15 protein-coding genes and 2 pseudogenes are annotated in these 13095 nt (G+C 68.9%); 7 read left to right on the top strand and 10 right to left on the bottom strand.

The features are described 5' to 3' along the window. The 3 genes and pseudogenes from A5692_RS12915 to A5692_RS12905 all read left to right on the top strand — a co-directional run. Positions 1-157, top strand: a pseudogene (locus A5692_RS12915) (SMP-30/gluconolactonase/LRE family protein); the annotation flags it as partial. Positions 158-171: 14 nt separating this feature from the next. Beyond that, the gene (locus A5692_RS12910; RefSeq protein WP_068056533.1) at positions 172-1008 is read left to right on the top strand and encodes a thioesterase family protein; all 837 of its coding nucleotides are present in this window, start codon (positions 172-174) and stop codon (positions 1006-1008) included. Between the two features lie 28 nt (positions 1009-1036). Then, entirely contained in the window at positions 1037-1576 is a 540-nt protein-coding gene (locus tag A5692_RS12905) for a TetR/AcrR family transcriptional regulator (RefSeq protein ID WP_068056531.1), read from the top strand. Here the strand turns inward: A5692_RS12905 and A5692_RS12900 are convergent, their stop codons facing one another. The 4 genes from A5692_RS12900 to A5692_RS12885 all read right to left on the bottom strand — a co-directional run bounded on the left by A5692_RS12900 (position 1577) and on the right by A5692_RS12885 (position 5248). After that, positions 1577-1927, bottom strand: a complete 351-nt coding sequence (locus A5692_RS12900) for a hypothetical protein (protein ID WP_068056529.1) — start codon at positions 1925-1927, stop codon at positions 1577-1579. 34 nt (positions 1928-1961) lie between these two features. Next, positions 1962-3302 (bottom strand): FAD-binding oxidoreductase, encoded by a 1341-nt coding sequence (locus A5692_RS12895; RefSeq protein ID WP_068056537.1) that lies wholly within the window; start codon positions 3300-3302, stop codon positions 1962-1964. A gap of 88 nt (positions 3303-3390) precedes the next feature. Continuing rightward, positions 3391-4131 carry a glucose 1-dehydrogenase gene (locus A5692_RS12890; RefSeq protein ID WP_068056526.1) on the bottom strand — a complete coding sequence of 247 codons (741 nt, stop codon included), beginning with the start codon at positions 4129-4131 and terminating at the stop codon, positions 3391-3393. Between the two features lie 16 nt (positions 4132-4147). Further along, on the bottom strand, positions 4148-5248 hold the full coding sequence (locus A5692_RS12885) for a diacylglycerol kinase (protein WP_068056524.1): 1101 nt from the start codon (positions 5246-5248) through the stop codon (positions 4148-4150). Between the two features lie 108 nt (positions 5249-5356). Here A5692_RS12885 and A5692_RS12880 point away from each other — a divergent pair, with 108 nt between their 5' ends. Further along, positions 5357-6250: an alpha/beta hydrolase gene (locus A5692_RS12880; RefSeq protein ID WP_068056522.1), complete on the top strand. Its 894-nt coding sequence runs from the start codon at positions 5357-5359 to the stop codon at positions 6248-6250. Between the two features lie 7 nt (positions 6251-6257). On the opposite strand, the gene A5692_RS12875 is transcribed toward A5692_RS12880, so the two are convergent. After that, the gene (locus tag A5692_RS12875; protein ID WP_068056520.1) at positions 6258-6881 is read right to left on the bottom strand and encodes a TetR/AcrR family transcriptional regulator; all 624 of its coding nucleotides are present in this window, start codon (positions 6879-6881) and stop codon (positions 6258-6260) included. 163 nt (positions 6882-7044) lie between these two features. Here A5692_RS12875 and A5692_RS29055 point away from each other — a divergent pair, with 163 nt between their 5' ends. Continuing rightward, entirely contained in the window at positions 7045-7170 is a 126-nt protein-coding gene (locus A5692_RS29055; protein ID WP_007167223.1) for a hypothetical protein, read from the top strand. 52 nt (positions 7171-7222) lie between these two features. On the opposite strand, the gene A5692_RS12870 is transcribed toward A5692_RS29055, so the two are convergent. From A5692_RS12870 to A5692_RS12855, 4 genes are all read right to left on the bottom strand, one after another. Beyond that, positions 7223-8650: an NAD(P)(+) transhydrogenase (Re/Si-specific) subunit beta gene (locus tag A5692_RS12870; RefSeq protein WP_068056518.1), complete on the bottom strand. Its 1428-nt coding sequence runs from the start codon at positions 8648-8650 to the stop codon at positions 7223-7225. Continuing rightward, entirely contained in the window at positions 8647-8973 is a 327-nt protein-coding gene (locus tag A5692_RS12865) for an NAD(P) transhydrogenase subunit alpha (RefSeq protein WP_067919175.1), read from the bottom strand. Before A5692_RS12865 ends, A5692_RS12870 begins: the two co-directional genes overlap by 4 nt. A 10-nt stretch (positions 8974-8983) precedes the next feature. After that, positions 8984-10078: a Re/Si-specific NAD(P)(+) transhydrogenase subunit alpha gene (locus A5692_RS12860; RefSeq protein ID WP_068056516.1), complete on the bottom strand. Its 1095-nt coding sequence runs from the start codon at positions 10076-10078 to the stop codon at positions 8984-8986. Positions 10079-10309: 231 nt separating this feature from the next. Continuing rightward, positions 10310-10771: a nuclear transport factor 2 family protein gene (locus tag A5692_RS12855; protein WP_068056514.1), complete on the bottom strand. Its 462-nt coding sequence runs from the start codon at positions 10769-10771 to the stop codon at positions 10310-10312. A 146-nt stretch (positions 10772-10917) separates the two neighbouring features. Between A5692_RS12855 and A5692_RS12850 the strand changes: the two genes are divergently transcribed. Next, entirely contained in the window at positions 10918-12138 is a 1221-nt protein-coding gene (locus tag A5692_RS12850) for an acyl-CoA dehydrogenase family protein (protein ID WP_068056535.1), read from the top strand. Continuing rightward, complete coding sequence (locus tag A5692_RS12845) at positions 12131-12952, top strand: tyrosine-protein phosphatase (protein ID WP_068056512.1); 822 nt, start codon at positions 12131-12133, stop codon at positions 12950-12952. Before A5692_RS12850 ends, A5692_RS12845 begins: the two co-directional genes overlap by 8 nt. Positions 12953-12982: 30 nt before the next feature. Here the strand turns inward: A5692_RS12845 and A5692_RS29050 are convergent. After that, a pseudogene (locus A5692_RS29050) lies at positions 12983-13095 on the bottom strand (serine/threonine protein kinase); the annotation flags it as partial.

The following is a 13095-nucleotide window of genomic DNA, read 5'->3' as shown; positions in this document are numbered from 1 at the left end:
CGAGCGCGTCGCCATCGCATGCGCGCTCGGCGGCCCGGAGCGCCGGACGTTGTTCTTGTTGTCGAGCACCGAGGCGTACCCTCAGCGCCTGGCCGGCACCCGCCTGTCGCGGGTAGATGCCGTTACGGTGACCACACCCGGCGCCGGCCTGCCCTGAGGAAGAGGTTGACGATGTCGGACTCCTACTACGAGCTCATCGACGGCACCGATCCGTTGGGAGAGAAGTTCCGGGCCACCGACCTGGCGCGCGGCACCTGGTCGGCGTCGATCCAGCATGGCGGGCCGGTGTCGGCGCTGCTGGTGCGGGCGCTGGAACGCTGCGAGCGGCGCGAGGACACCCGCCTGGCCCGCGTCGTCATCGACCTGCTGGGCGGGGTGCCCGCCGAGGGCGACCTGTGGGTCAACGCGCAGGTGCAGCGCGGCGGGAAGCAGATCGAACTGGTCAGCGCCGAGATGCTGGCCCCCGGTCCCGATGGCCGGCCCCGGGCCGTGGCGCGCGCGAGCGGGTGGCGGTTGCAGACGCTGGACACGCGGGCGCTGGCCCACGCCGCCGCCCCCATGCCGGGGCCGCGCAGCGAGGCGCGCAACCGCAACCTCAAGGCGCGGGAGTGGGACCGCAACTACGTGCACAGCCTGGACTGGCTGTGGTTGACGGAGCCGCTGAGCGAGGGCCCCGGCGAATCATGGATCCACCCGACCGTGGATCTGGTCACCGGCGAGAGCATGACACCGCTCGAGCGCCTGTTCGCGGTGGCCGACTGCGCCAACGGCATCGGCAGCAAGCTGGACATCACCCGGTGGACGTTTCTCAACACCGACCTGGCCGTGCACGTGTTCCGGGTTCCGGACGGCGACTGGATCGGCATCCGCGCCGAGACCAGCTACGGCCCGGACGGTGTCGGCACCACGATCGGCACATTGTTCGACGAGCAGGGCGCGGTCGGCGCCATCCAGCAGTCGGTGCTGGTGCGGCCGCGCCCGGGCAAGTCCGGCCGGGAAGCGAAATAACGGTGAACCACTTCGTAGAGTTGCACATATGAGCCGGCCGGCCCAGACCGCGGAACACGACACCTCGACGCGTCAGCGCATCCTCGACGCCACCGCCGAGGTCCTCGGCCGCAACGGCAAGACGAAGCTCAGCCTGTCCGACGTCGCCGCCCAGGCCGGGGTGTCCCGCCCGACGCTGTACCGCTGGTTCGCGTCCAAAGAGGAGTTGCTGTCGGCCTTTTCGAGTTACGAGCGGCAGATCTTCGAAAGCGGCCTGGTGCGGGCGACCGCGGGCCTGAAGGGGGTCGACAAGCTCGACGCGGTGCTGCGGTTCATCGTCGAATACCAGCACTCGTACTCTGGTGTGCGGATGGTCGACGTCGAGCCCGAGCACACCATCGCCCAGTTCTCGTGGGTGATCCCGCAGATGCGGGAGGGATTGCAGCGGCACCTGCCCGGGCCCAACGCCGCGGTCAAGGCGGCGACGGTGATCCGGATCGCCATCTCGCACTACATCGTCCGCAGCGACGACGCCGACCAGTTCCTGGCGCAGTTGCGGCACGCGGTCGGGATCAAGGGCAGCTCCTGATCAGCCGAGTTGCACTGCGACCTTGACGCGGCCCTTCTCGTCGCGGCTGGCGATCGCGTGTCCGGTGCGGTCGGCGCCGTCGAAGTTGAGCAGCGTGATCGGCCCGCCCTCGCCAAGGAAGTTTCGCCACCATGTCTTGCTATCGGGCGACATGACGTGGATGACGACGCCGTCACCGGAGCGTCGGTACCCGACCGGGGTCTGGATCGTCTTACCCGAACGCCTGCCGACGTAGCGAATCTTGATCAGCCCGCGTCGGACCAGTCGCCCGACGACGGGCGCGTCGATCAGACCACCGAACAAGTTGTTGACGACTCCGACGATGGGCGTGTCGAACATCCCGGATGCCATGGATCCCAGCGTATGTCAGACGACGCATGAACGATTAGTCGAACAGCACCGCCGCGTTGAGGTAGCCGGTCGGGTCGAGGGCGGCCTTGATCGTCCGCATCGCCGCGATGTCCGCGGACTCGCGGGACATGCCGAGATAGTGGCGCTTGCGCGTGCCGACGCCGTGCTCGGAGCTGACGTTGCCGCCGGACCGCGCGATGAGTTCCATCATCGGCTCGTATAGCGCATGCTCCCGGTCGGCCGGGCAGCGCAGCACGTTGAGGTGCAGGTTGCCCTCCCCGATGTGGCCGAACAGCACCGGCAGCGCGTCCGGGGCCTGCGCACCGATCAATTCGCCTGCCTCCCTGGCGAATCCGTCGATGGATGACAGCGGCAGGGAGACGTCGAACTTCAGCGGCGGCCCGTATACGCCCAGCACCTCGGCGAGCGACTCACGCACCCGCCAGAGCCGTTGCTGCGCGGCGATATCCACGCCGACGGCGGGCTCGGAGCACATCCGCGCGCCGTCGAGCAGCTCGGCGAGCCGGTCGGTCTGGTCGTGGTCGGCGGCCAGCTCCACCAGCAGCAGCCAGTCGCCCCCGACCGGTGAGCCCACCCCGAGGTGCTCGCCCGTCAGCGCGGCGGCCCGGCCGTCGATCAACTCCAGCGCGGCGATGCCGTCCGCGTCCCGGAACGTCCGGCCGGCGTCCACCAGAGCGTCGAGCCCGGCGAACCCGCACAGCGCGGTCACCCGTCGCGCGGGGATGGGGTGCAGCCGCAGGTCAAGTGCGGTGATGACGCCCAGGGTGCCCTCAGCGCCAACGAACAGCGCCGACAGGTCGTAGCCGGTGTTGTCGCTGCGCACCCGGCTGTGCCGGCGCAACAGCGTCCCGTCGGGCAGCGCCACCTCGAGGCCGACGACCTGTTCGCCCATGTTGCCGTACCGGACCGTGCGCAGGCCGCCGGCGTTGGTCGACGCCATCCCCCCGACCGTCGCGGTGTCCCGGGCGGCCAGGTCGACCCCGAACAGGAGGCCCGCGGCGCCCGCGGCGCGTTGCACCGCGGCCAGGGTGGCGCCGGCGCCGGCGTGGACGCGGCGCTCGAGCGTGTCGACGTCATCGACGGCGTGCAGCCGCTCGGTGGACAGCAGCACGTCGTCGTGTTCGGGCACGGTGCCGGCCACCAGCGAGGTCCGGCCGCCCTGCACCGTCACGTGCGCTCCGTTGTCCCGGCACACCCGCAGCACCTCGGCGACCTGCTCGGCCGAACCCGGGCGCACCAACGCGCTGGCCCGCCCGCGGTAGCGGCCGGTGTGGTCGACGCTGCGGCCCGCGAGCACGTCGGGATCGGTGACCACGTGGTTGGACCCCACGACATCGGCCAAGCTACGCAGCATCGACACCATCCCCTACGCCGAACGTGCACTGACGGCGGAAAATAAGCCCAATTCAGGCGTTGGGTGCACGTTCGGCGACGAACCGAGCCTAAAACGGCTTGTGCGGCACGTCGGTCACCAGGCCGCCGTCCATGACGAACTCGCTCCCGGTGGCATACGACGACTCGTCGCTGGCCAAAAACAGAATGAACGTCGAGACCTCGCGCGACTCGGCCGGGCGGCCGAGCGGAATGGTCACCATGTCGTCGGGGAGATGCTTGGTCATCGGGGTGCGGATGAACCCGGGGTGCACGGAGTTGACCCGGATGTTGTGCCGCGCCAACTCCAGGGCCGCGGACTTCGCCAGGCCGCGCACGGCCCACTTGGAGGCGACGTAGGGGTGCACCATCGGTGCGCCGCGCAGCCCCTCGATCGAGGACACGTTGATGATCGAGCCGCCGCCGGCGGCGATCATCGGGTCCACCGCCACCCGCATGCCCAGGAAGGTTCCGGTCAGGTTGACGTCGATCACCTTCTGCCACTTGGCCAGATCGAAACTCCTCAGCGGGCCGAGCGCGACGGTGCCGGCGTTGTTGACCAACACGTTGAGCTTGCCGAATTCGCCGACCGCGGTCTCGACGGCGGCGTCCCACTGATCGGGCTGCGTGACGTCGAGGTGGACGTAGCGCACCGAGTCGCCGATCTCGTCTGCCACCGCCTTGCCCTCGTCATCGAGGATGTCGCCGATCACCACCTTGGCGCCCTCGGCCGCCAGCAGCCGCGCGTGCTCGGCGCCCATCCCGCGGGCGCCGCCACTGATCAGTGCGACTTTGCCTTCTACCCGTCCCACAGGGACTCCCTTCGATTTAGGTGTTCACCAAAGTGCTTGGTGCGTAAAGACCTTTTCCGGTCACCAGCGGCAGGTCGAGCGTGGTCCGGATGCCCGGTGGCGCGGCGATCACCGCGGGAATCGCGTTGACGATACGCCCGGCGGCCCCCACGATCGCGGCGTGGTTGTGGTCGCCCTTGCGGCTGCTGGGAACGATGTCCACGGCGTAGGAGGGCTCGCCAGTGATCTCGACGCGGTAGGAACCTCCGCCGGCGGCCGGCTGGGCCCAGTCCGGTCGCAGGTCGGGCCGCAGCCGGGTGATGTGCTCGATGACGATGGCCGGCCGCCCGTTGGACATGCCGCGAATCTCGAATTGCAGCGCGGCCATGGTGCCCTTGGCGACGTGCCCCACCGCGATGTCGAAGTCTTCCGGCGCGGGCTCGCGCTGGTAGGACTCGGTGATCTCGTCGATCTCGATGCCCAATCCCGCCGCCAGTTGACGGATCGCCGTCCCCCACGCGATGCCGAGGATGCCCGCCTGCAGCAGCATCGGCACCTCGTCGAGCGGCCGGCCGAATCCCATGTAGTGCATGACCTCGGCGCCGTCGTAGGTGGCGTAATCGGCGATCTCCATGCAGCGCACCTGTTCGATACTCTGACAGGTGCCCGCCAGCGCGAACGGGATGAGGTCGTTGATGAAGCCGGGGTCGACGCCGGTGATGAAGATGCTCGAATTGCCTTGCCGGGCGGCGTCTTCGACGCGGTCGATGTACTTGTCGGGCATCACGCCCCACGGGTGTTGCAGCAGCCCCGGCGAGGACCCGACGACGTTCACGCCGGCGGCCAGGATGCGCATGACGTCGGCCATGGCATCGGGCAGCCGGGTGTCGCCCATGGCGCAGTAGACGACGCACTCGGGCTTAGTGGCCAACAGGGCATCCAGGTCTCCCACGGCCGTGACGCCGGTGACGACACCGGGTTCCAGGCCGGCTCCGCACAGATCGCCGGCGTCCCTGCCCACCTTCTCCGGGGTGGACACGCACACACCCGCCAGCTCGAACTGCGGGTTGGTGATGAGCTCGGTGAGGGCCAACCCCCCGACGTTTCCGGTACCGACGTGCGCGACGCGGATCGCCATGGGAGTCTCCGTTCGTTGAGCGCTCAAACGTTTCTAGACACTAGTCCATAAAAACGGTGGCGCATACCGGCGGACGGATCGCCGCGGCCCAGGCAGAATAGCTCGCTGATGGCACAACGAGAAGACCTTCGGTTCCCGTCCGGCGGCGACCTGATCAGCGCATGGCTCTACCGCCCGGCCGGCGACGCGCCCGCGCCGTTGTTGGTGATGGCGCACGGGCTGGGCGGGGTGCGCAGCATGCGCCTCGACGCCTACGCCGAACGATTCAGCGCGGCGGGTTACGCCTGCCTAGTGTTCGACTATCGCAATTTCGGCGACAGCGAGGGCGAGCCGCGCCAGCTCCTCGATGTGGGGCTGCAGCTCGCCGACTGGGCCGCCGCGGTCACCTACGCCCGCACCCTGCCGGGCATCGATCCCAATCGAATTGCCCTGTGGGGCACCTCTTTTGCCGGCGGCCATGTGATCGCCACGGCGGCCCGGCTGCCGGGCATCGCCGCCGCGGTCGTCCAATGCCCCTTCACCGACGGCATCGCGTCGGCGCGCACGATCAGCAACCCGCTGGTCTTTGCGCGGGTCGGCCTCCTGGCGGCACGTGACCTGGTGGCCGCCCGACTGCGCAAGCCTCCGGTCACGGTGCCGGCGGTCGGAAGACCCGGGGACATCGCGTTGATGACCACGCCCGACGCGTACCCCGGCTATCTCAGGCTGGTGCCCGAGGGTGAGGAACTGACCAACGAGGTGGCGGCCCGAATTGCGTTGAAGATCATGGCCTATCGCCCGGGGCGCCTCGCCGCCAAGGTCGCCTGCCCGATCTTGTTCTGCGTCTGCGAAGCCGACTCCGTGGCCCCCGCGGCGGCGACGCTGCGCTACGCGGCCAAGGCCCCGCGCGGCGAGATCAAGCTCTACCCGGAGGGCCATTTCGCGATCTACGTCGACGAGGCGTTCGAGCGCGTGGTGGCCGACCAGATCGCCTTCCTCGACAAGCACCTGAACGGCGCCTAGTTAGGACCTAGGGACCGAGCGGGGAACTGGTGCGGATCGCTTCGTCGCGGATCAGGCCGCGCAGCAGCGCGGTGCTGAATTCGGCGGCGATCTCCTTGGCGCTGCGCCGTCCGCTCGGCCGCAACCACCGGTAGGCACCCAGCGTCATGCCGATGTATCCGAGCGCCAGGACGTGGGAATCGCACTGGTAGAACTCGCCGCTGGCGATCCCCCGGTCGATGAGGCCGTGCACGTGCTCGTAGACCTGGGTTTCCTTCTCCCTGACCGCGGCGACCTGTTCCTCGGTGAACCACTCGGCGATGTAGGGCGCCTCCTGAAAGTAGACGGCGGCCCGTTCGGGGTTGGCCGCGATGCCGGTGAGCAGGCGGACGGTGTACTGGTAGAGCGCCTCGCGGGCGGTCCAGGACGGATCGTCGTGAACGGCGGCCAGTGTGCCCTCGGCGGCTTGCTGGTAGATGTCGTAGAGGATCAGGGACTTGCTGGCGTAGTAGTGGTACACCGTCGCCTTGTTCAGCCCGATCACGTCGGCGACGTCGTCCATCCGGGTGCCGTGATAACCGCGGGCGGCGAACAGCTTGGTGGCCACAGCCAGCAGCTCCTCGCGGCGCGTTCGTCCGTTCTCGGATGCCATCGGTACTCGCTATCGTCATCGCCCGGCCGGTTGCCCGGGTGCCGGGCACGGCCAATTATCAATCAACTGGTTGGACAGTTTAGGCAAACGCCAGGTATCGCCCCGACGAGGATGGGACTAGACTCGCCGTCAAAGCTCAAGTCGCGACTGGAGGGGTGGCCTCATGGATCCGAGTCCGGACTACGACGCTAGCGACGAGATCGAGTTCTTCTTCCGCTACGTTCCGTGGGGCCTGCGGGGGGTCGTCGACGGCAACGGCTACCCGCCGCCCGCCTACCCGCCCGTCTAACTGGTCTGGCGGTGACCCGCAGCGCCCAGCTTCGCTGCGCTTGCGATCACCGCTAAAGCGCCTTCAGTTCCTCGGCGACCTCGGTCACCGACTTCTTCGCGTCCCCGAACAGCATCGTCGTCCCTTCGGCGTAGAACAGCGGGTTGTCGATGCCCGCGAACCCGGAGTTCATCGACCGCTTGAGCACGATCACCGACTTCGCCTTGTCCACATTGAGGATGGGCATGCCGTAGATCGGGCTGGATTGCTCGTTGCGGGCCGCCGGGTTGGTGACGTCGTTGGCGCCGATGACGATCGCGACATCGGTGCGGGCGAACTCGTCGTTGATGTCGTCCATGTCCTTCATGGCGTCGTAGTCCACTTCGGCCTCGGCCAGCAGCACGTTCATGTGCCCGGGCATCCGGCCCGCGACCGGGTGGATCGCGTACTTCACCGGCACGCCCTTCTCCTCGAGCAGGCTGGCCATGTCCTTGACGGCGTGCTGGGCCTGCGCCACGGCCAGGCCGTAGCCGGGGACCACGATCACCTGGTTGGCGTACGCCATCTGGATCGCGGCGTCGGCGGCCGAGGTCGCCTTGACGTGTTTGTCGCCGCCGTCGCCACCGGCGCCCGGGGCCACGCCCCCACCCCCGAAGCCCCCCGCCACAATCGCCGGGATGGAGCGGTTCATCGCCTTGGCCATCAGGTTGGTCAGGATCGAGCCGGAGGCGCCGACGATCATGCCGGCCACGATCATCGCGGTGTTGTTGAGCGCCAGGCCGGCCGCGGCGGCCGACAGCCCGGTCATCGCGTTGAGCAGCGAGATGACCACCGGCATGTCGGCGCCGCCGATCGGCAGCACCACCATCAGGCCGAGCACACCGGCGGCGGCCAGCAGGCCGACCATCCACCACAGTGATGCTCCGCCGGTGCCGGGGTGCGCGTGCAACCCGACGACCACGGCGGCCGCGACCGCGCCGACGAGCAGCAGCAGGTTGATCGGTTGCTGCGCCTTGCCGAAGCCGATCGGCGCCCCAGAGATGATCTCCTGCAGCTTGCCGAACGCGATGATCGAGCCCCAGAACGAGATCGACCCGATGATCGCGGCGAACAGCGACGCCACCACGATGTGCACGGTCGGCGACTCGCCATGCTGGAAGGCCGAAAAGCCCTTCGTTTCAATGAATTCCGCCAGGGCGATCAGCGCGACGGTGCCACCGCCGACGCCGTTGAAGAAGGCCACCAGCTGCGGCATGGCGGTCATCTTGGTCAACCGGGCCGGGGGAACGCCCAGCAGCACACCCACGACCAGGCCGGCGATGATCAGTACCCAGGATTCGGTGTGGCGGATCTTGATCAGCGTCGCGGCGACGGCGATGGCCATGCCCACCGCGGCGATCAGGTTGCCGCGCACCGCGGTCTTGGGGCCCGTCAGGCCCATCAGGCCATAGATGAAGAGGGCGAACGAAATGATGTACAGGACGGTGACGAGGTAGTTCATTTCGCCGCGGGCTCCTCGAGTTTGGCGGGCGCCCGCTTCTTGCCCTTGAACATGCCCAGCATCCGGTCGGTGACGATGAAGCCGCCGATGACGTTCAGGGTGCCGAAGACCACCGCGACGAACAGGATGATCTGCACCGCCAACGACGGGTGCTCAACCTCGCCGAACACCACCAGCGCGCCCAGCACCACGATGCCGTGAATGGCATTGGTCCCCGACATCAGTGGCGTGTGCAGCGTGTTGGGCACCTTGGAAATGACCGCGAAGCCGACGAACCCGGACAGCACCAGGATCGCCAGGTTGGCCAATAGCTCGTCGTACATCTAGTCCTCTCTAACCGGCCGCGGGCGTCCGGGTGACATACGCCGCCGCGACGACCTCGTCGTCGAAGTCCGGGGCGAGCTTGCCGTCTTTGATCAGTAGGTCCAGCAGCGCGGTGATGTTCTTGCTGTAGAGCTCGCTGGCGTGCTCCGGCATCGTCGCCGGCAAATTCAGCGGCGAGGCGATGGTCACGTCATGCTTGACGACCGTGCGCCCCGGCTCGGTCAGTTCACAGTTGCCCCCGGTCTCCCCCGCCAGGTCCACCACCACGCTGCCGGGCTTCATCGACTCCACCGCCGCGGCGGTCACCAGGCGTGGCGCGGGCCGTCCGGGCACCAGCGCGGTGGTGATCACCACGTCGAACCCGGCGATCGCCTTCTCCAGGGACTGCTGCTGCTGGGCGCGTTCGGACTCCGTGAGCTCGCGCGCGTACCCGCCCTCACCCGCCGCGTCGATCCCGATGTCGAGCCACTGCGCCCCCACCGAACGGACCTGGTCGGCCACCTCGGGCCGCACGTCGTAGCCGGAGGTTCGCGCACCCAGCCGTTTGGCCGTCGCCAGCGCCTGCAGCCCGGCCACCCCGACACCGAGCACCAGCACGCTGGCCGGCTTCACGGTACCGGCCGCGGTCGTCAGCATGGGGAAGAATCGCGTCGACTCCGAGGCGGCCAGCAGCACGGCCTTGTAACCGGCGACGTTGGCCTGCGACGACAGCGCGTCCATGACCTGGGCCCGCGAGATCCGCGGAATGGCCTCGAGCGCGAACGCCTGCACGCCGGCCTCGGTGAGCGCGCCGATGGAGTTGTCGGCGTTGCGCGGCGCCAGGAAGCCGATCAGGGTCTGCCCGCGGCGCAACCTGGCGACCTCTTCTTTGGTCGGCGGCGCCACCTTCACGACGACGTCGGCGGACCAGGCGTCCCCGATCCCGGCGCCGGCCTCGGTGTAGAGCTGGTCGGGCAGCAACGCGCCTTCTCCGGCACCCGACTCGACCACCACCGCCACACCGCTGGCGATCAGCGACGCCACCGCCTTGGGTACCAGCGCGACCCGCCGTTCGTCGGCCCCGGACTCGGCGACCACCCCTACCGTCGTCTGCGCATCTGTCATGGCGCGTACATCTGCTTCCCGCACTTTCCTGCCGTTTGGATGTGCCGCCGCCGGCGGGCCGCACGCTTCGCTACCTTAACGCCTCCCGGATTCCGCCCCGGACGTGCGATCGGCCGGGGCGGGGATACCCCGGCGCGGCCGATCGCATCCCGTCGATGGTTCGTTACCCGGCCCGCGCGCAGTAGCTGCCACCACGTTGTGGAGTCACACGGCGGGGTTGTGGCCCGACGGTTACCAGAGCGGGATGTCGCGGGCGTGTTCCGCGGGCGGCCGTGGTCCGAAGTAGCGCCGCTCGGACACGTCGATCCGCAGGTCGTTGATGCTGGCCTCGCGGCGCGCCATCAAGCCGGACGGGGAGAACTCCCACAGCTCGTTGCCGTAGCTGCGGTACCACTGGCCGCTCGCGTCGTGGCACTCGTACTGAAAGCGCACAGCGATGCGGTTGTCGTGGAAGTCCCACAGGCTTTTTCGCAGCGCGTAGTCGAGCTCCCGCTGCCACTTGCGGGTCAGGAAGGCCACGATCTGGTCGCGCCCGACCACGTGCTCGTCCCTGTTGCGCCACTGCGAGTCGGGCGTGTACGCGAGGCTGACGCGGTGCGGGTCGCAGGTGTTCCACGCGTCCTCGGCGGCCTGCACCTTCTGCAGGGCCGTCTCCAGGGTGAACGGCGGGAACGGCGGACGGGATTCGGTCATGGCGCCATGTCTACCGCGAGACTGCATCCGCGCACACCCGTTGCGGCGTGTCGTGTGTGTGGTTTCAGTGTCGCGAAGGTGACCAATGAGGCTCGCCATATAGGCCGTCCCGACACGTGTCCTATCGTGACGGCATGGACTTCGCGATGTCGGCCAAAGCCAACGATTACCACCAGCGATTGACCGACTTCATGACCGAGCACGTCTTCCCGGCCGAGGCCGAGTACGACAAGTACAGGGACGAGGCCGGCCCCGACGATCACACCGTCCCGCCGATCATCGAGGAACTGAAGACCAAGGCCAAAGAGCGCGGCCTGTGGAACCTGTTCCTGCCGGCCGAGTCGGGCCTGACCAACCTGGAATACGCTCCCCTGGCCGAGATCAGCGGCTGGAGCCTGGAGATCGCGCCCGAGGCGCTCAACTGCGCGGCGCCGGACACCGGGAACATGGAGACGCTGCACCTGTTCGCCACCGAGGAGCAGCGCAAGCAGTGGCTGGAGCCATTGCTGGGCGGCGAGATCCGCAGCGCCTTCTCCATGACCGAGCCGGCGGTCGCCAGCAGCGACGCGCGCAACATCGAGACCTCCATCGTGCGCGACGGCGGCGACTACGTCATCAACGGCCGCAAGTGGTGGACCTCCGGCGCGTCGGACCCGCGCTGCAAGATCCTGATCGTCATGGGCCGCACCAATCCGGACGCGGCGAGCCACCAGCAGCAGTCGATGGTGCTGGTGCCGATCGACACCCCCGGCGTGACGGTCGTCCGCTCCACCACGGTCTTCGGCTACCAGGACCAGCCCGGCCACTGCGAGATCATCTACGACAACGTCCGGGTGCCGGTCACCAACCTGCTCGGTGAGGAGGGCGGCGGTTTCGCGATCGCCCAGGCCCGGCTCGGGCCGGGCCGCATCCACCACTGCATGCGCGCGCTCGGCGGAGCCGAACGCGCGCTGGCCCTCATGGTGGACCGGGTGCAGAACCGGGTGGCGTTCGGCCGCCCGCTGGCCGAGCAGGGCGTGGTGCGAGAGGCGATTGCCAAGTCGCGCAACGAGATCGACCAGGCGCGGCTGTTGTGCCACAAGGCGGCGTGGACGATCGACCAGCACGGCAACAAGGCCGCGCACACGCTGGTGTCCCAGATCAAGGCGGTGGCGCCGCAGGTGGCCTGCAATGTGATCGACCGCGCCATCCAGGTGCACGGCGCCGCCGGCGTCAGCGAGGACACGGTGCTGGCCCGGTCGTACGGCTGGCATCGGGCCATGCGCCTGTTCGACGGCCCCGATGAGGTGCACATGCGGACCATCGCGCGCGCCGAACTCGGCGCGGAGAAGTCCCCGCTGGCCGCGGCGGTCACCGCACATGGGTAGATCAGCCGTCCGGGAGCTGCCCGGCGCGTGGAACTTCCGCGATGTCGCCGACGGCGTGGGGGCGCTGCGGCCGGGCCGGCTGTTCCGGTCCAGCGAGCTGAGCCGCCTCGACGACCACGGCCGGGCGACGCTGCGGGAGCTGGGCATCACCGACGTCGCCGATCTGCGCGCCGCCCGGGAGGTCGCCCGTCGCGGGCCCGGACGGGTCCCCGAGGGCGTCGACGTTCACCTGCTGCCGTTCCCGGACCTCGGCGACGACGCCGACGACACCGACGAGGCACCCCACGAGCACGCGTTCCGGCAACTGATGACCAACGGCGAGCCCGACGAGTCCATCAGCGACACCGCCGCCCGGTACATGGTCGACGAGTACCGGCAGTTCCCCACCCGCAACGGCGCCCAGCGCGCGGTGCACCGCGTCGTCACGCTGCTGGCCGCCGGGCGCCCCGTCCTCACGCACTGCTTCGCGGGCAAGGACCGCACCGGGTTCGTGGTGGCGACGGTGCTCGAGACCGTCGGCATCGACCGCGACACCATCGTCGCGGACTACCTGCGCAGCAATGACGCTGTAGCGGAGCTGCGGGCCCGGATCTCGGAGATGATCCGGCAGCGCTCGGAGGCCGAGCTCACCCCGGAGGTGGTGACCTTCACCGAGGCGCGGCTGTCCGACGGTGTGCTCGGGGTCCGGCCGGAGTACCTGGCCGCGGCGTGGCAGACGATCGACGACGAATTCGGTTCGCTGGACGCCTATCTGAGCGATGCGGGCATCGCCGGGGCCGACGTGGACCGACTACGTCAGGCGCTGCTCGCCTGACTCGGGCCACGCCGCCCCGGCCGCGACCGGCTACAGCTTGAAGTTGGCCTGCTTGGCCGCGGAGAGGTCGTCGATCTCGGCCCAGTGCGCGGCGACGTCCTCCACCGACGGCGGCTTGTCGAAGTTGGCGCCCTCGTTCTGGA

The sequence above is a fragment of the Mycobacterium sp. E342 genome, from assembly GCF_001667665.1.
Classification (GTDB): Bacteria; Actinomycetota; Actinomycetes; order Mycobacteriales; family Mycobacteriaceae; genus Mycobacterium.
Note: the sequence above shows the minus strand (reverse complement) of the source record. Positions and strands in the feature narration are given on the sequence as shown.

Excerpts from the sequence above, each read along its gene's own strand:
- A5692_RS12910 (WP_068056533.1), top strand. The coding sequence starts at position 172 with ATGTCGGACTCCTACTACGAGCTCATCGACGGCACCGATCCGTTGGGA.
- A5692_RS12905 (WP_068056531.1), top strand. The coding sequence starts at position 1,037 with ATGAGCCGGCCGGCCCAGACCGCGGAACACGACACCTCGACGCGTCAG.
- A5692_RS12900 (WP_068056529.1), bottom strand. The coding sequence starts at position 1,927 with ATGGCATCCGGGATGTTCGACACGCCCATCGTCGGAGTCGTCAACAAC.
- A5692_RS12895 (WP_068056537.1), bottom strand. The coding sequence starts at position 3,302 with ATGCTGCGTAGCTTGGCCGATGTCGTGGGGTCCAACCACGTGGTCACC.
- A5692_RS12885 (WP_068056524.1), bottom strand. The coding sequence starts at position 5,248 with ATGGCGATCCGCGTCGCGCACGTCGGTACCGGAAACGTCGGGGGGTTG.
- A5692_RS12880 (WP_068056522.1), top strand. The coding sequence starts at position 5,357 with ATGGCACAACGAGAAGACCTTCGGTTCCCGTCCGGCGGCGACCTGATC.
- A5692_RS12875 (WP_068056520.1), bottom strand. The coding sequence starts at position 6,881 with ATGGCATCCGAGAACGGACGAACGCGCCGCGAGGAGCTGCTGGCTGTG.
- A5692_RS29055 (WP_007167223.1), top strand. The coding sequence starts at position 7,045 with ATGGATCCGAGTCCGGACTACGACGCTAGCGACGAGATCGAGTTCTTC.
- A5692_RS12870 (WP_068056518.1), bottom strand. The coding sequence starts at position 8,650 with ATGAACTACCTCGTCACCGTCCTGTACATCATTTCGTTCGCCCTCTTC.
- A5692_RS12865 (WP_067919175.1), bottom strand. The coding sequence starts at position 8,973 with ATGTACGACGAGCTATTGGCCAACCTGGCGATCCTGGTGCTGTCCGGG.
- A5692_RS12860 (WP_068056516.1), bottom strand. The coding sequence starts at position 10,078 with ATGACAGATGCGCAGACGACGGTAGGGGTGGTCGCCGAGTCCGGGGCC.
- A5692_RS12855 (WP_068056514.1), bottom strand. The coding sequence starts at position 10,771 with ATGACCGAATCCCGTCCGCCGTTCCCGCCGTTCACCCTGGAGACGGCC.
- A5692_RS12850 (WP_068056535.1), top strand. The coding sequence starts at position 10,918 with ATGTCGGCCAAAGCCAACGATTACCACCAGCGATTGACCGACTTCATG.
- A5692_RS12845 (WP_068056512.1), top strand. The coding sequence starts at position 12,131 with ATGGGTAGATCAGCCGTCCGGGAGCTGCCCGGCGCGTGGAACTTCCGC.